Genomic DNA, 15,937 nt, shown 5'->3' with positions numbered 1-15,937 from the left:
GCCTCGGATTCGCGAATATGCTCTCCACAGCCACCACAACACGGCGTGCATCGCACGGCGCACCACGCGTTGCTGCCTGGGACTCGACAAGGGGATGGATCCAGATGCTGTTGGACCAGCTTTCCGCAATACTCGCCTGCGCACTCTTGGCCGGCCTGGCTGTTTTCCAGGTGGCGCTGATCGCGGGAGCACCGCTGGGGAGAATGGCATGGGGCGGACAACACCGCGTCCTCCCGGCCAAACTCAGAATCGGGAGCGCAGCATCCATACCCCTGTACGCCCTCTTCGCTTATGCGGCGCTGGCCAAGTCCGGCTTTGTCCCGCTGTTGGTCAGCGAATCATTTACTGCGATCACCGTGTGGGTGCTGACGGCATACTTCGTGCTCGGAGTCCTCATGAACGCAATCTCCCGGAGCAAACCCGAACGCTTCGTCATGACCCCCACGACGATAGCCCTGGCAGCCCTCTACCTGGTCCTCGCACTCCACTGATCTCGTGCCAGCCACTCCAGGAGCGGCAACCTGGCAGTACTGGCCGCACGCCAACAACGCCACCATCGCCATGACCCAAGGACCCTCATGCATTCCACGACCGGTACAGTCCGGAGCATGACCGACGCAGGAACACTGCGCACCCCGCAACACTGCCGGGTGTGGCCTTGACGTCGCCGGTTTCGTCGGACGAAGCGCTTCGGCTGGGCGGATGGCGCCCTGGTCCGCGTATGACAGACGTCCTGGCCGCCGTCGCATACACAGGGCCGGCCCTGGCAGCAGCCGTTGCCATTCCCACTGCCGACGGCCCAGCGTTGGTTCTGCCATTGATGGCGGCGGTGGTTTCCGGCACCGCACTGCTGTTCCGCCGGCGGGCTCCGTTGTCTTCTTTGGCCGCCACAGCCGGCATCATGCTCATCACGTTCTCGGTTCCGGCCAGCTTCGCAGCGGTGGCGACAGCCATGGCGCTCTACGCCGTCGGCGTTTACCGGTCCGCACGGCACGCCGTCCTTGCCCTCCTGGCCATCAGCGCAATTCTCCTTGCCGCAGCGGCCCAGCAACCCCGGTCGATGGTGGACCTTGGCCAAGCCGTCCAGGCAATTGCCGTACTAGTGATCGCGACCCTGCTCGGGCTGAACGTACGCATGCGCCGCAACTACGTGGCCGCCCGGGTGGACCGTGCCGACCGGCTGATGCATGAACGGGAGTATCTGGCCAGCATTGCGGCCGCCGCCGAGCGCAACGCGATCGCCCGGGAGATGCACGACATCGTCGCTCATGGATTGGCGGTGATGATTTCCTTGGCCCATGGTTCGGCGGAAATCGCCCCGACCGACCCTGCCCGCGCCGTCCAAGCCATGCGCCAGGTCGCCGAGACAGGCCGCGTTGCGGTGACGGACATGCGCCGGATGCTCGGAGTCTTGAACGAGGACAACACCGGCGAATTGGCCGGCGCGGCAGCACCATCGCCGGGGGTGGGGGATGTTCCCGCGCTGGTGGAGCTTTTCCGCTCTGCGGGGCTTCCCGTGGTTCTGCAGTCGGCCGGAGTCGCTCCCGCTGACCCCGGGATCCAGCTGGCCGTATATCGGGTCATCCAGGAAGGGCTCACCAACGCGCTCAAATACGCGCGCGCCGCAACAGCGGTCACGGTTCGCTCGCAGTTCACCGGCCAGGAGATCATGGTCTCGGTGACCGACGACGGCCAGCCCGTGGACGCCCCTGCCGACCGTGCTGGACACGGCGTGGCGGGAATGCGCCAGCGCGTCGCACTCTACGGCGGTACATTGCGCGCGGGACCCCTGACCAACGGTGGATGGTCCGTGACCGCACGGTTCCCGCTGCCGGAAGGAGCCATTTGGAAGCCGTAGCTGCCCCGTCCACGCGCCCGATCCGGGTGCTGCTCGTCGATGACCAAACACTCGTCCGGGCGGGCTTCCGCATGGTCCTGGAAGCCCAGGACGGCGTGGAAGTCGCCGGTGAAGCCGCTGACGGCAGCAGTGGCGTCGACATGTGTCGAACTCTGGCACCGGACGTCGTGCTGATGGATGTGCGAATGCCCGGCACGGACGGGATCGCCGCGACCCGGCGCATTGTCGAGGAGTGCCCGCACTCACGGGTCATTGTCCTCACGACGTTCGATCTCGACGAGTATGCCTTCGCGGCCCTCCGGGCCGGTGCCAGTGGTTTTCTGCTCAAGGATGTGGGGCCAGCTGAGTTGCTCGCTTCCCTTCGGGCCGTCGCCGGAGGAGACGCCGCCATTTCCTCCCGGGTCAGCCGCCGGATGCTGGACCTCTTCAGCCAAAGGCTTCCCTCCGGTCCCCCGGCCGCGGGTGATGAAGCGGTGGCATCACTGACACAGAGGGAACGGGAAATACTCTCGGCCATTGCGCTGGGACTCACAAACACCGAGATCGGGGAACGACTGACCGTGGCGGAATCAACAGTCAAAACCCACGTGGGCCGCATCCTCATGAAACTCGGGCTGCGCGACCGTGTGCACGCCGTCATCTTCGCCTACGAACATGGCCTGGCCAGCTACCGGCGGCCGAACTGACCGGTGGTCCGAGGGCGGGAAATGCACCTATAGGACGCAGCGGGACGGTCAGGCCTGGCTCAGCGCCTTGGCCTTGACGGCGTCGAATTCGGCCTGGGTCAGGGTGCCGGCGTCGAGGAGTTCCTTGGCCTTTGCGATTTCCTGGGAGGGGGACGCCTTGGCCACGGAGCGGATGTATTCCGTTGTTGCGGCTTCGGACTGCTGGGCACTGCGGGCCTGGCGCTCGGCCATGCTGCGGCCCCGCGCGATCAGGTACACGAGAACCGTGAGGAACGGCACAAAGACCAGGAAGATGATCCACACAGCCTTGAGCCAACCGCTGAGTTCGTGGTCCCGGAAAATATCCGAGATAACTGCAAACAGCGCGAAAAGATACGCGATGAACGCGAATGACCAAAAGAACAGCCAAATGAAGTTCCAGAATTGCTCCACGGGAGCCATCCTTCCGTTCTGAGGAGGCCCTGCTGGCATCCTTAAGCGCCAAACTAGCCCCCCCGGGCCGTGCCCCGTTAGGACCAAAGGGCCCGAATTCGGCGCGGGAGCGCCTCTCTGCGGGGTCACCAGAAGGAACTGTGGAGCAGGCGCGGGATGGCGGAACCGGAAGCGGCGGCCCTAGAAGAAGTGCAGCTCACTGGCCGCGTCCGGCGAGGGGTGCACCACGGGAGCCTGGCCAAGTTCGAGCAGGATGTCGTTAATGCTCAGCTGGCCGTCCAGCTGAGGATCCAGCTGCACCGGAACACCAGCCTCCGGAACGGCGTCGCTACTCATGCCACGATCATATGTGCGGACAGTCCCTGGGCCGGGGGGCCACGCCGACCGGGGTCACGGACAGGGGCACCGGACGCCACGCGGACCAGGGGCGTCATGCGCCGTCGTAGGCCTCCTGCAAGGCGGCGATGTCCAGCTTGCGCATGGCGAGCATTGCCTGCATGGCACGCCGGGCGCCGTCGGGGTCGGGGCCGGCGATCAGTTGTCCCAGCACGGCCGGCACAACCTGCCACGAGACCCCGTACCGGTCCTTGAGCCAGCCGCACTGACTTTCCTGGCCGCCGTCGGTCAGGGCCGACCAGTACCGGTCCACTTCTTCCTGCGACGCGCAGTCGATCACAAAGGACGCCGCCTCATTGAAAGTAAAGGCCGGACCCCCGTTCAATGCCGTGAAGGTCCGCCCGTCAAGCAGGAACTGAACGGTGATGGCCTGGCCGGCAGGCCCGGGACCGCCGTCGCCATACCGCGAGACATCGAGGATTTTGCCGCCGTCGAAGATGGAGACGTAGTACTCGGCGGCTTCCTCGGCCTGGCTGTCGAACCACAGGCAGGTGGTGATCTTTTCGCTCACAGCGCTCCCCTTGCGTTTGCCGCGCCGCCGGCAGACTCCGGCGGCGATCAGCGGCATGGGGCCGAGCCTAGCCCGGAGGTGACTTCACACACAACGGTCCCCGCCCGGAGCCCATCCTGACGGGACTAGGCTTGGATGTATGCCTTCTCCAACCCCCAAACTCCCCCGCCCGTCCGCCCAGGACGCTCCCCATTCCGGCCTCCGGCCCGCGCAGACAGCAGCCCTGGCAGCATGCGCGGATGCACTCCTGATTCTGCTGTTCGCGGCGATCGGGCGCGACGCGCACCAGCGCGGGGAAATTATCACCGGCGTCTTTGCGACGGCGTGGCCGTTCCTGGCAGGCGCGGCACTGGCATGGCTGGTCCTGCGGCTGTGGCATGACCCCCTGCGGGTGTGGCCCGCCGGCGTCGCTGTCTGGCTCGGAACCGTCGGCGTCGGGATGATCCTGCGGGCCCTCACCGGGCAGACGGTGGTGCCGCCCTTCATCATCGTGGCCCTGCTGAGCCTGGCCGTTTTCCTCCTGGGTTACCGCCTTGTGGCCGCGGGCGTTCGGCGGCTGCGTTCACGCCGCCGCCAGGCCTAATGCACTAGGCTTGCAGAAGATGGCAGCGCCCGTGCAAGGGCCGCCGACAGGCCCGCAAACGGCGCAACCGATCCGGAAAGGTTCACACGTGGTCACCGCATTCGTCCTGATCAAGACAAACGCTTCACGCATCCCGGAGACCGCCGAGGAAATCTCCGCCATCGCCGGCATCAGCGAGGTCTATTCCGTGACGGGCGAATGGGACCTGATCGCCATCGCCCGGGTCGCCAAGCACGAGGACCTGGCGGACGTCATCGCGGACAAGCTCTCGAAGGTTCCCGGCGTCGCGCACACCACAACGCAGATCGCATTCCGCGCTTACTCCCAGCACGACCTCGATGCGGCCTTTGCCCTCGGATTCGAGCAGTAGCGAACAACCGAATTACGAACAGCTCACATGAGACGGGCCCGGCAGAAATCTGCCGGGCCCGTCTCATGTGATCTTTAGGCTGTCTGCGACAGGGCGACCCACCTGTCCAGCACCGCGGCCGCGGCTCCGGATTCAATGGACTGCTCGGCGCGGTTGAACGCGGCGGCCATGCGCTCCGCCAGCGGACCCACGGCGTCGAGGTCGAACGCCACCAGCCCGGCCGCGGCGTTGAGCAGCGCCGCATCGCGGGCCGGCCCCGGCGCACCGCCGAGGACAGCCCGGACGACGGCGGCATTGGCCACCGCGTCCCCGCCGCGCAGCTCCTCCAGCGTGGCCGTCCGGATGCCCAGATCGCGCGGATCAAACATCGCTTCAGTTACCTCGCCGTTGCGGATCTCCCACACCCGCGACGGGCCGGTGGTGGTGAGCTCATCCAGGCCGTCATTGCCGCGGAAAACCAAGCCGCGGCTGCCTCGCTTGGCCAGCACTCCGGCCACCAGCGGGGCCATTTGCTCATTGGCGACGCCCACCGCCGACGCCTGGACATGGGCCGGGTTGATCATGGGGCCCAGGAAGTTGAACGCCGTCGGAACGCCGAGTTCGCGGCGGGCGACGGCGGCATGCCGCATGGAGGGGTGGAAAACCTGGGCGAAGCAAAACGTGATTCCCGCCTCTTCGGCGTTGAGTGCCACGCGGGGAATGGGGAGATCAAGCCGGACGCCGAGGGCCTCCAGGACATCGGCGGATCCCGACGAGGACGACGACGCCCGGTTGCCGTGCTTGACCACCCGGGCACCCGCTCCCGCGGCGATAAGGGCGGCCATCGTGGAGATGTTGACAGTGTTCTGCTGGTCGCCGCCCGTGCCCACGATGTCCAGCTTCTCACCGGCAATGTCAATGGGGTTGGCGTTGGCGATCATCGCCTCCACCAGGCCGGCCAGCTCATCCACGGTCTCGCCCTTGGCACGCAGCGCCACCAGGAAACCCGCCACCTGGGCCGGCGTCGCCTCACCGGACATGATGGAATTCATGGCCCACTCAGTGCTCCCGGCTGTGAGGTCGGCGCCGCTGATGAGTGCGTTGATGAGCCGCGGCCAGGTGTTGCCTGCCGCCTGTGCAGATGCCTGTGAAGTCACCTCCCGATGCTATCGAGGTCGGCCCCGCAAAGACCAATGTGAACCCCGCCGGGAACTTTTCCGCGCGAATTCGCGTCTTTGTAGAAAAAGTCCTCCGAAAACGCGGTTTGCGTTGGGCAGGACGGACTTTTATAGACATAATGTCTATGTGACATCTGCGACCCATGCCCCCAGTACCCCGGCGCACCCGACGCTGAACCGCCCGAACATGGTTTCTGTTGGAACCGTTGTGTGGCTGTCCAGTGAGTTGATGTTCTTCGCCGGTCTCTTCGCCATGTACTTCACACTCCGTTCGACTTCCGGACTGATGTGGGCCGAAGAGACAGCCAAGCTCAACTTCCCGTTTGCGCTCGTTAACACGATCGTCCTCGTGGCAAGTTCCTTTACTTGCCAGATGGGCGTCTTCGCTGCCGAGCGGCTCCAGCCGCGCCGGACCGGCGGACGCTTCAGCTTCACCCAGTGGGGGATGAACGGATGGTTCATCCTGACGTTCCTCATGGGTGCCTTCTTCGTCGCCGGCCAGGCGACCGAGTACGCCATGCTCGTTTCCGAGCATGTCTCGCTGTCCTCCAACGCCTACGGTTCGGCCTTCTACATAACGACGGGCTTCCACGGCCTGCACGTCATCGGCGGTCTGATTGCCTTCCTGCTCATCATGGGCCGCTCCTTCGCCGCGAAGAAGTTCGGACACTTTGAGGCAACTTCAGCGATCGTCACCTCGTACTACTGGCACTTCGTGGACGTCGTCTGGATTGGCCTCTTCCTGGTCATCTACGTCCTCAAGTAGTCAGCTTGACTCTTTTTCTACAAGAGGCAGAATTTCAAGAAGCGGCTCCCGGAGCCACCGCAGGATCGAATAAAGGAACCACCACGTGAAGGCACTCTCGCAGAAGCGACGTCACCCACTGGCAGCAATTGCACTGCTGCTGATGGGCCTCTTGGTCACGGGTGGGCTGTACGCCGTTGCCACCACCGTCAACCAGGCCAAGGCCGACACCACCACCTATAGCGCAAGCGACGTAAAGGAGGGCGGCAAGCTCTTTGCCGCCAACTGCGCCACCTGCCACGGCATGGGTGCCAGCGGTTCGCAGGCCGGACCGTCCCTTGTGGGCGTCGGCGCCGCCGCTGTTGACTTCCAGGTCGGCACCGGCCGCATGCCCATGCAGATGAATGGCCCGCAGGCCTACAAGAAGCCCGCCCAGTTCAACGAGGAACAGACCAAGCAGCTGGCTGCTTATGTTGCCTCCCTCGGCCCCGGCCCGGCCATCCCCGAGGCAGGCGTGCTCGATGAGAAGGGCGACGCCGCCAACGGTGGAGAGCTGTTCCGCACCAACTGCGCCATGTGCCACAACGCCGCCGCTGCAGGCGGCGCACTGACCCGGGGCAAGTTTGCCCCTGCCCTCGCGGGTGTCTCCGGGCAGCACATCTACGAAGCAATGGTCACCGGCCCCCAGAACATGCCGGTTTTCAGTGACGCGAACATCTCCCCCGAGGGGAAGCGCGACATCATCACCTACCTGAAGCAGATTGAGGCCAACGGTTCACCCGGCGGCGCCGATCTTGGTGCTTTGGGACCGGTCTCCGAAGGTCTCTTTGTCTGGATCGCCGGGCTGGGCGTCATCATCGCGTTCACCATTTGGCTGACTTCCCGCACTTCATAAGCGGACCTTGCACCTGTAAGAATTTTCTGCTGACCCGTCAGCAGTTTGAATTGAAACCTAACTCGGCACTTGCCGAGACGAGAGAAGGATGAGGCGAATTATGGGCAACCATAGTGACGGCGGTCCGAACGACTCGGGCACCGTAGCTACGGCTGGTCAGAATGAGGTGGAGAAGTTCCAGGATCCTGGAATTCCCCCGCACCGTTTGCGCCTGGCTGACACGGACCCGAAGGCCGCAAAAAAGGCAGAACGGCAGGTAGCCCTTCTGTTCGGCATCTCGGTCGTTGGCACCTTGATATTCCTGGTGGCGTATTTCGCGATCGATCTGGGGCAAGACTCCGCGATCGCCACGATCCGCCTCCAGAATGCCCTGCTGGGCATCGGCACCGCTTTCGCGATGCTGGGCATCGGCACCGGTATCGTCCACTGGGCCAAGGCCCTTATGCCGGACCACGAGGTCTCGGAAGAGCGCCACGCGATCCGCACTGAGGAAGACCGCCAGGCTGCCGTGCGCATCGTCGATGACATCGTCGAGGAAACCGGCATTAAGCGCCGGCCGCTGATCCGCAACACCCTGCTCGGCGCCGTCGCCCTCGCCCCCCTGCCGGCCCTGGCCATCTTCGGTGACCTCGGTCCCCGTCCGGACGACAAGCTGGCCCACACTCTGTGGGCCCCGGCCCCGGACGGCAGGCTCAAGCGGCTGGCCCGCGACCCGGATGGCACCCCCATCAAGGCCGCGGACGTCACCATGGGCTCCGCGTTCCACGTCATCCCCGAAGGGCTGAACGAACTGAGCGAAGGAAAGCTGAACGAGAAGGCCAAATCGGTCGTTCTGCTCATGCGCCTGGACCCGGCACTGCTCAACCCCTCCCCCGAGCGCGCAGATTGGGCCTACAACGGAATCGTTGCATACTCCAAGATCTGCACCCACGTTGGCTGCCCTGTTGCCCTGTACGAACAGCAGACCCACCACCTTCTGTGCCCGTGCCACCAGTCAACCTTCGACCTGACCCAGCAGTGCAAGGTTATCTTCGGCCCGGCCAGCCGCCCCCTCCCCCAGCTGCCTATCGCAGTCGACGCTGAGGGCTACCTCGTCGCCACGAGCGACTTCCATGAACCCGTTGGACCGACCTACTGGGAGCGTGAGCAGCATGTCCTCAACAACAACGCCTGATGCCCCTGTTTTCGTCGCCAAAACCACAGGCGGCCGCATCACCGACTTCGTCGACCAGCGTGTTGGCGGCTCCGGAATCCTTCGTGAATTCGGCCGGAAGGTCTTCCCGGACCACTGGTCGTTCATGTTCGGCGAAGTGGCGCTGTACTCCTTCGTCATTCTGCTGCTCTCGGGCACGTTCCTGACGTTCTTCTTCGATCCGTCCATGGCGGAGACGCATTATGCGGGCTCGTACACGCCGCTGAAGAACGTTGAAATGTCGGTGGCCTACAGCTCCTCCCTGAACATCTCCTTCGATGTCCGCGGCGGCTTGTTCATGCGCCAGGTACACCACTGGGCTGCCCTGCTGTTCGTCGCATCTGTCTCCGTGCACATGCTCCGCGTGTTCTTCACCGGCGCATTCCGGAAGCCCCGCGAACTGAACTGGGTGGTGGGCAGCGTTCTGCTCATCCTGTCCATGGCCGCAGGCTTCACCGGCTACTCGCTCCCCGATGACCTGCTCTCCGGCAACGGCCTGCGCATCATCGACGGCGTCATCAAGTCCATCCCGGTCATCGGCACCTACACCTCGTTCTTCCTCTTCGGCGGCGAGTTCCCGGGCACCATGATCATCAGCCGCCTGTACATGCTCCACATCCTCCTGGTTCCCGCGCTCATCCTGCTGATGATCGTGATGCACCTCTTCATGGTGGTTGTGCACAAGCACACGCAGTACCCCGGCCCGGGCCGCAACGACGGCAACGTCGTCGGCTACCCCCTGGGACCGGTTTACGCGGCGAAGGCCGGCGGCTTCTTCTTCATCGTGTTCGGTGTCGTTGCCATCATGGCGGCGTTCTTCACCATCAACCCGATCTGGAACTACGGCCCGTACGACCCCTCCCCGGTTTCTGCAGGCACCCAGCCTGACTGGTACATCGGCTTCGTTGACGGCGCCCTGCGCCTGATGCCGGGCACGATCGGCGACTGGAAGGTCGAGCAGATCTGGTTCGGCCACATGTTCACGTTCAACGTGCTGCTGCCGGCACTTGTCCCGGCGGGCATCCTCTTCACGGTCATGTTCGCCTACCCGTGGATTGAACGCTGGATCACCAAGGACAACCGCGAGCACCACGTCCTGGACCGCCCCCGCAACGCTCCTACCCGTACGGCAATCGGCATGGCCGGTTTCGTCTGGTACTGCGTGATGTGGGCAGCGGCCGGCTCGGACCTCATCGCCACCCACTTCCACGTGGCCCTGAACGATGTCACCTACTGGCTGCGCGCACTGTTCTTCATCGGCCCGGTCATCGCGTTCATCGTCACCAAGCGCGTCGCCCTGGCGCTCCAGCGCAAGGACCGCGAGATTGCCCTGCACGGCCGTGAAACCGGCCGCATCGTGCGTCTTCCGCACGGCGAGTTCATCGAGGTCCACGCCCCGCTGGATGAATACAAGCGCTACAAGCTGGTCGGCTTCGAGTCACCGGCCCCGCTGCCCGCGGTGCCGAACGAGCACGGCGTCGTTGACCGCAAGGAAAAGCGCCGCGCGAAGCTGTCCCGCTGGTTCTTCGAGGACCGGGTTGCCCCGGCCACCCCGGCAGAGCTGGAGGCCGCTCACGGCCACCACGGCGCCCACGAAGCGATCGAAACCGCTGAGTCGAAGTCGCTGAGCCACTAGGCGGCACCAAGCAATACAAAAGAAGGCCCGGTCCCTTGGGACCGGGCCTTCCTGCGTCCCCCCGAAGCTGCAGAAACAAGAGGCAACGCGGGGTCACCTCGCGCCCATCAACCCCTTCGGGATGGACGCGACGTGACCCCGCGTTGCTGGGGTTAGGGGCGGTACCCTGAGGCGTAGTTCCGGGTGGGCCGGACGCCAGGCCGCTGCAGGGGCACCCAGAGCTTGTAGCGGTCAGCCCGGTAGTAGGACACGGAGTAGTCCACCATGGCGCGGGCCACGAACGCGTGGCGCTGGATCTTGAGCAGCGGGGTTCCGACCTCGACGTTCAGGAGACGGGCCGTGGACGGCGACGCAGCCGTCGCCTCGATCATGTCCTCGCCCCATTCCATCACCAGCCCGTAGCGTTCGCTCAGCACGTTGTAGAGCGATGTGGGCGGTTCGCCGTCCAGCAGGCCGGGAACCCGGTGGGCCGGGATGAAGTTTTCGTCCACGCTCATCGGTTCGTTGTCGGCCAGCAGGAGGCGCCGGAACCTGACAAGGGGTGTCCCCTCCTCCAACTGCAGCTCACGGGCCAGGAACGCGCTGGCGCCAATTTGTTCGAAGCTCAGGACCTTGGCGGCCGGGACCATGCCGCGGCGCTGCATCTCTTCGCTGTAGGAAGTCAGCTTTACCTGGAGATCCAGTTTGGGTTTGCGTACAAACGTGCCCAGGCCCACGACGCGTTCAATTACTTCCTCACCCACGAGGGCATCGATGGCTTGGCGCACGGTCATCCGGGCGAGGCCGAAGCGCTGGGCGAGGTCCCGTTCGGAGGGCAGCGCGGATCCAGGCGGGCACGCGGCGGCGATGTGCGCGCGGAGGATCTCGCGCAACTGCACGTAGATTGGCACCCCGCTCTGACGGTCGATCTCGCCAATCATCTTGGACGCGTTAGTGGACGCCATGGTTCAGCCTCCGGTTGCGGCCCGGCGCGGGAAATACACTCATATCTCAAGGGTAAGCCCGTGACCCGGCAGGTCTAGACCACGCCGCCGACTCAAGTCGTGCCGGGTACTCCCCCGCCGCTACCCTTGTAGGTACAGGCCGGAGCCGGGGCAATGCCGCCCGCCCGGCCTGACGGACTGCCTGCCGGACGCCCTCCACCTGGGTCACCGCTCGCGTGGCCAGCCCGTGCAGCAGCAACACGTACAGCACAACACCAGCATGAGGGAGTCCCGTTGCCAGTTCGCAAGGCAATCGTCACGGCCGCCATCGGCCTCCACGCCCGGCCCGCGGCAGTATTTGTCCGGGCTGTCACGGCGACCGGCCTCCCGGTGACCATCAGCAAGGACGGCAGGCCAGGCGTCGACGCCCGCTCGCTGCTGGAGGTCATGACCGAGGACTTCGAGTGCGGCTGTGAGGTGGAGCTGGCCGTCGCTGCGGACGCCCTCCCGGCCTCCTGCAGCCCCGCAGAGGCAGAGGGTGCGCTGGAGCAACTCCGGATCCTCTTGGAATCGGCAGCCGCCGCCTGAGGGCCTCCCCGCGCCCATTCGGCGGCCCGCAGTGCGGTGCCGCCCTCCAGGAGGGACGCTGCGCAGGCGGGCTGGGCGTGCAGGGACGCGCCGCACGCGGCCGGCAGGAACTCAAGAACCGAGACACAACGACGGCGGGCCCCACCAATGGTGGGGCCCGCCGTCGTGCGTTCTGAACTTTTAGTCCGGGTGGGCGCTAGTGCGCGTGGTCACCGCGGCTGTACTCGTAAACCCAGCCGACCAGTGCGACCACTGCCATCCCGCCGGCGATGAAGACGATCCACCAGCCCACGGCCAGGCCGAGGAACCCTGCGGCGCAGGACAGGCCCAGCATCAGCGGCCACCAGCTCCAGGGGCTGAAGTGTCCCTGCTCGCCGGCGCCTTCGTGGATCTCGGCGTCGTTGCGGTCCTCGGGGCGCATGCCCACGCGGCGGCCGGTGAAGCCGAGGTAAGCGCCGATCATGCCGGCGAGTCCGCCAACCAGCAGGATGGCCAGTGCGCCCACCCATTCAGTCCAGTTGGTCAGGTATCCGTAGATGAATGCAACGGGCACGAAGAAGAAGACGCCGAAGCCAAAGATCCTTGATTCGATTTTCACTTGGCGGTGTCCTTCTGGTCGGCGTTACCGAGAGCCGCTGCTGCCGGAGCAGGCGAATCCGCGGTGTAGGACTGGGAGAGCTCCGGGTGGTGCAGGTCCAGGGCAGGACGCTCGGAGCGGATGCGGGGCAGGGAGGTGAAGTTGTGGCGCGGCGGCGGGCAGGACGTGGCCCATTCCAGCGAGGCACCGAAGCCCCACGGGTCGTCAACTTCCACACGCTCGTTGCTGCGCCAGGTGATGTAAACGTTCCAGAAGAACGGAATCAGCGAGGCGCCGAGGACGAACGAGGCGATGGTGGAGAACTGGTTCATCCACGTGAAGTTGTCCTGCGGCATGTAGTCGGCGTAACGGCGGGGCATGCCCTCGACGCCGAGCCAGTGCTGGATCAGGAAGGTGCCGTGGAAGCCCAGGAACAGCATCCAGAAGTGGATCTTGCCGAGGCGCTCGTTGAGCATCTTGCCCGTCCACTTGGGCCACCAGAAGTAGAACCCGGCGAACATGGCGAACACGACGGTGCCGAAAACCACGTAGTGGAAGTGCGCCACCACGAAGTAGGAGTCCGAGACGTGGAAGTCCAGCGGCGGCGAGGCCAGGATGATGCCGGTGAGGCCGCCGAAGAGGAACGTCGCCAGGAAGCCGATGCTCCACAGCATGGGGGTCTCGAACGTGATGGAACCGCGCCACATGGTGCCGATCCAGTTGAAGAACTTCACACCGGTCGGAACGGCGATGAGCATCGTCATGAAGGAGAAGAACGGCAGCAGGACCGAGCCGGTGACGTACATGTGGTGGGCCCACACAGTCACGGACAGGGCGGCGATGGAGATGGTCGCGTAGACCAGGCCCTTGTAGCCGAAGATCGGCTTGCGGCTGAAGACCGGGAAGATCTCCGAGACGATGCCGAAGAACGGCAGCGCGATGATGTACACCTCAGGGTGGCCGAAGAACCAGAACAGGTGCTGCCAGAGGACGGCGCCGCCGTTCTCGGGATCGAAGATGTGCGCACCGAACCGGCGGTCGGCGCCGAGGGCAAACAGCGCGGCGGCCAGCGGCGGGAAGGCCATCAGGACCAGGATGGAGGTCACGAGGGCGTTCCAGGTGAAGATCGGCATCCGCCACATGGTCATGCCCGGGGCGCGCATGCAGATGATGGTGGTGATGAAGTTGACGGCGCCGAGGATGGTGCCGAAGCCGGAGAGCGCCAGGCCGAAGACCCAGAGGTCACCGCCCACGCCGGGGCTGAACGTCGTGTTGGACAGCGGCGCGTACGCGAACCAGCCGAACGACGCGGCACCCTGCGGGGTGATGAACCCGGAGACGGCGATCGTGGAGCCGAAGAGGAAGAACCAGAAGGCCAGCGCGTTCAGTCGCGGGAAGGCGACGTCGGGGGCACCGATCTGCAGCGGCATGATGACGTTGGTGAAGCCGGCGAACAGCGGCGTCGCGAACATCAGGAGCATGACGGTGCCGTGCATGGTGAAGAGCTGGTTGTACTGCTCTTTGGTCTGCAGGATCTGCATGCCGGGCTCGAAGAGCTCGGCACGGATCAGCAGCGCCATGATGCCGCCGAAGCAGAAGAAGATGAACGACGCGATCAGGTACATGTACCCGATCGTTTTGTGGTCGGTCGAGGTGATCCAGTTGACGACGATGCGTCCCTTGGACTTCGGTACTACGGGAGCCTCGAGGATCCCGGCGGATTGAGTGTAAGTTGCCACGTCGCTCCCCTTACTTGGTTTCGGCCGGGGCCGGGTTGCGGTCGTACTCTTCACCGAGCAGGCCGGTGTTCCCGTCCTGGCGCAGCTGGTTCATGTGCGCCTGGAACTCCGACTCGGAGACAACCTTCACGCGGAACAGCATTTCGGAGTGGTACTCGCCACAGAGTTCGGCGCACTTACCGTCGTAGGTGCCTTCCCTGGTGGGCGTCAACCGGATGTAGTTGGTCTTGCCGGGAATCATGTCGCGCTTCTGCAGGAAGGCAGGAACCCAGAAGGAGTGGATGACGTCGCGCGCGTTGAGCTCGAGGTCAACCGACTTGTTGACCGGCAGGTACAGGGTGGGCAGCTTGTTCTTGTCCACGTCGTTACCGGTCAGGTGCGCCTGGACGCCCGCTTCGTGAACGTCCTCGGTGACGACGTTGCCCTTCAAGTAGTTGAAGTCCCACGCCCACTGCTTGCCGCGGACGTCGACGACGACGTCGGCCGGCGTTGAGCGGTCATCGATCGACTGCTGGTCGCGGTCGGTGAAGTAGAAGAACACCAGGACCATGAACAGCGGGATCGTCAGGTAGAACACTTCAAGCGGAAGGTTGAAGCTGTTCTGGCGCGGGAAGCCCACGGTGCCCTTGCGGCGCCGGTAAGCGACGATGCACCAGATCATCAGGCCCCAGGTGATGATGCCGACGACCAGCGCGGCAATCCATGAGTTGACCCAGAGGTCCATGATGAGGTCAGTGTGATTGGTGGTGCCACGCTCGGTGGGCAACCAGCCCTTCTGTACCTCTGGTGAACATCCAGTCAAAGCCAACGCGCCGGCTAGTGCCAAGCCAGTGATCGTAGTGATCTGTTTGCGTCGGCTGCCGGTTCGGTTCTGCGAACTCACAGACGGCCCTTCCTACTTGTTGCTGTTGCCCCGCAAATTACGGGCAGGGCAAACGAAAAGTTTTACTACTCGGTGTAGAGCTTACCGCTCCCCGGGAGTTTTCGCCCACATGTCCACACCGTGCGTCGGGAGCTTTTTGTAGGCGCCGCTCGTTGAGGATCCTGCGGCACTAAGGCCGGGCAAAATGCCCGGCCTTAGTGGAAGGAATTAGTGGAAAGAATCTCCGCAGGCGCAGGACCCGCCGGCATTCGGGTTATCGATCGTGAAGCCCTGCTTGGCGATTGTGTCCTCGAAATCGATGCTGGCACCGCTGAGGTAAGGAACGCTCATCTTGTCGACGACGACTTCGACCCCGTCGTAGTCTCGCACTGCATCCCCGTCGAGCAGCCGCTCGTCGAAGTAGAGCTGGTAAATCAGGCCGGAGCAACCGCCGGGCTGCACGGCAACGCGGAGGCGCAGATCGGTGCGGCCTTCCTGCTCCAGCAGGCTGCGGACCTTTCCAGCCGCGACGTCGGTCAGCATGACCTCGTGCGTGGCCAGCTCGCCGGCCTCGGCGGCAGAGTTGCCGGCGCTGTTTTCATTGGTTGTAGTGCTCATGGCCTACCTTCTTGCAACGGTGGTGGCGGCCCCGCTCGCACGGTGCCCGCCCCTACTTAAACGGTATGGGCTATAGCTACATGCTACTTCGCGCAGCCCTCTAGCTCTAACTTCTGACGTAACCGTGGGAGACGGCTGGATGTTCCCCGGGACCCGCCGGGCGCGGGGG

Annotated in this window: 19 protein-coding genes; 10 read left to right on the top strand and 9 right to left on the bottom strand. The window is 64.6% G+C overall.

Features of this window, described 5'->3' with window-relative positions; genetic code table 11:
- Positions 1-104: 104 nt before the first annotated feature.
- From AC1DFR_RS00530 to AC1DFR_RS00520, 3 genes are all read left to right on the top strand, one after another.
- Positions 105-491 (top strand): hypothetical protein, encoded by a 387-nt coding sequence (locus AC1DFR_RS00530; RefSeq protein ID WP_476872455.1) that lies wholly within the window; start codon positions 105-107, stop codon positions 489-491.
- A 230-nt stretch (positions 492-721) separates the two neighbouring features.
- Entirely contained in the window at positions 722-1,858 is a 1,137-nt protein-coding gene (locus AC1DFR_RS00525) for a sensor histidine kinase (RefSeq protein WP_476872454.1), read from the top strand.
- Positions 1,859-1,929: 71 nt separating this feature from the next.
- The gene (locus AC1DFR_RS00520; protein WP_476857092.1) at positions 1,930-2,544 is read left to right on the top strand and encodes a response regulator; all 615 of its coding nucleotides are present in this window, start codon (positions 1,930-1,932) and stop codon (positions 2,542-2,544) included.
- Positions 2,545-2,592: 48 nt separating this feature from the next.
- Here the strand turns inward: AC1DFR_RS00520 and AC1DFR_RS00515 are convergent, their stop codons facing one another.
- From AC1DFR_RS00515 to AC1DFR_RS00505, 3 genes are all read right to left on the bottom strand, one after another.
- Positions 2,593-2,985 (bottom strand): SHOCT domain-containing protein, encoded by a 393-nt coding sequence (locus AC1DFR_RS00515; protein WP_476849251.1) that lies wholly within the window; start codon positions 2,983-2,985, stop codon positions 2,593-2,595.
- Between the two features lie 171 nt (positions 2,986-3,156).
- On the bottom strand, positions 3,157-3,312 hold the full coding sequence (locus AC1DFR_RS00510; RefSeq protein ID WP_156945122.1) for a hypothetical protein: 156 nt from the start codon (positions 3,310-3,312) through the stop codon (positions 3,157-3,159).
- Positions 3,313-3,406: 94 nt separating this feature from the next.
- On the bottom strand, positions 3,407-3,940 hold the full coding sequence (locus tag AC1DFR_RS00505) for a VOC family protein (RefSeq protein ID WP_476872453.1): 534 nt from the start codon (positions 3,938-3,940) through the stop codon (positions 3,407-3,409).
- An 82-nt stretch (positions 3,941-4,022) separates the two neighbouring features.
- On the opposite strand from AC1DFR_RS00505, the gene AC1DFR_RS00500 reads away from it, so the two are divergent.
- Entirely contained in the window at positions 4,023-4,466 is a 444-nt protein-coding gene (locus AC1DFR_RS00500) for a DUF3054 domain-containing protein (protein WP_476872452.1), read from the top strand.
- Positions 4,467-4,554: 88 nt separating this feature from the next.
- Positions 4,555-4,836: an Lrp/AsnC family transcriptional regulator gene (locus AC1DFR_RS00495; protein WP_028276733.1), complete on the top strand. Its 282-nt coding sequence runs from the start codon at positions 4,555-4,557 to the stop codon at positions 4,834-4,836.
- Positions 4,837-4,910: 74 nt separating this feature from the next.
- On the opposite strand, the gene trpD is transcribed toward AC1DFR_RS00495, so the two are convergent.
- Positions 4,911-5,972, bottom strand: coding sequence for an anthranilate phosphoribosyltransferase (gene trpD, locus AC1DFR_RS00490; protein WP_223917343.1), 1,062 nt, complete (start codon positions 5,970-5,972; stop codon positions 4,911-4,913).
- A gap of 148 nt (positions 5,973-6,120) precedes the next feature.
- Between trpD and ctaE the strand changes: the two genes are divergently transcribed.
- The 4 genes from ctaE (at position 6,121) to qcrB (ending at position 10,461) form a co-directional block, all read left to right on the top strand.
- A complete protein-coding gene (ctaE, locus tag AC1DFR_RS00485) occupies positions 6,121-6,759 on the top strand; it encodes an aa3-type cytochrome oxidase subunit III (protein WP_230009034.1) in 639 nt (212 codons plus the stop codon).
- An 85-nt stretch (positions 6,760-6,844) separates the two neighbouring features.
- Positions 6,845-7,633, top strand: coding sequence for a cytochrome bc1 complex diheme cytochrome c subunit (gene qcrC / locus AC1DFR_RS00480; protein ID WP_476849256.1), 789 nt, complete (start codon positions 6,845-6,847; stop codon positions 7,631-7,633).
- A gap of 100 nt (positions 7,634-7,733) precedes the next feature.
- Positions 7,734-8,807: a cytochrome bc1 complex Rieske iron-sulfur subunit gene (gene qcrA, locus AC1DFR_RS00475; protein ID WP_028276730.1), complete on the top strand. Its 1,074-nt coding sequence runs from the start codon at positions 7,734-7,736 to the stop codon at positions 8,805-8,807.
- Positions 8,785-10,461, top strand: a complete 1,677-nt coding sequence (gene qcrB / locus AC1DFR_RS00470) for a cytochrome bc1 complex cytochrome b subunit (protein ID WP_028276729.1) — start codon at positions 8,785-8,787, stop codon at positions 10,459-10,461. Before qcrA ends, qcrB begins: the two co-directional genes overlap by 23 nt.
- Positions 10,462-10,613: 152 nt before the next feature.
- Here the strand turns inward: qcrB and AC1DFR_RS00465 are convergent, their stop codons facing one another.
- On the bottom strand, positions 10,614-11,405 hold the full coding sequence (locus AC1DFR_RS00465) for a GntR family transcriptional regulator (RefSeq protein ID WP_028276728.1): 792 nt from the start codon (positions 11,403-11,405) through the stop codon (positions 10,614-10,616).
- Between the two features lie 273 nt (positions 11,406-11,678).
- Here AC1DFR_RS00465 and AC1DFR_RS00460 point away from each other — a divergent pair, with 273 nt between their 5' ends.
- The gene (locus AC1DFR_RS00460; RefSeq protein WP_476857041.1) at positions 11,679-11,972 is read left to right on the top strand and encodes an HPr family phosphocarrier protein; all 294 of its coding nucleotides are present in this window, start codon (positions 11,679-11,681) and stop codon (positions 11,970-11,972) included.
- A gap of 196 nt (positions 11,973-12,168) precedes the next feature.
- Here AC1DFR_RS00460 and AC1DFR_RS00455 read toward each other — a convergent pair whose 3' ends face one another.
- From AC1DFR_RS00455 to AC1DFR_RS00440, 4 genes are all read right to left on the bottom strand, one after another.
- Positions 12,169-12,570: a cytochrome c oxidase subunit 4 gene (locus AC1DFR_RS00455; RefSeq protein WP_018773077.1), complete on the bottom strand. Its 402-nt coding sequence runs from the start codon at positions 12,568-12,570 to the stop codon at positions 12,169-12,171.
- Positions 12,567-14,288, bottom strand: coding sequence for an aa3-type cytochrome oxidase subunit I (gene ctaD / locus AC1DFR_RS00450; protein ID WP_223917347.1), 1,722 nt, complete (start codon positions 14,286-14,288; stop codon positions 12,567-12,569). Before ctaD ends, AC1DFR_RS00455 begins: the two co-directional genes overlap by 4 nt.
- 10 nt (positions 14,289-14,298) lie before the next feature.
- Positions 14,299-15,171: an aa3-type cytochrome oxidase subunit II gene (ctaC, locus tag AC1DFR_RS00445; RefSeq protein ID WP_028276725.1), complete on the bottom strand. Its 873-nt coding sequence runs from the start codon at positions 15,169-15,171 to the stop codon at positions 14,299-14,301.
- A 207-nt stretch (positions 15,172-15,378) separates the two neighbouring features.
- Entirely contained in the window at positions 15,379-15,768 is a 390-nt protein-coding gene (locus AC1DFR_RS00440; RefSeq protein ID WP_028276724.1) for a HesB/IscA family protein, read from the bottom strand.
- Positions 15,769-15,937: the final 169 nt, after the last annotated feature.

Source organism: Arthrobacter sp. 05T410 (genome assembly GCF_056396505.1).
This window is presented reverse-complemented; position numbering and strand designations above follow the sequence as displayed.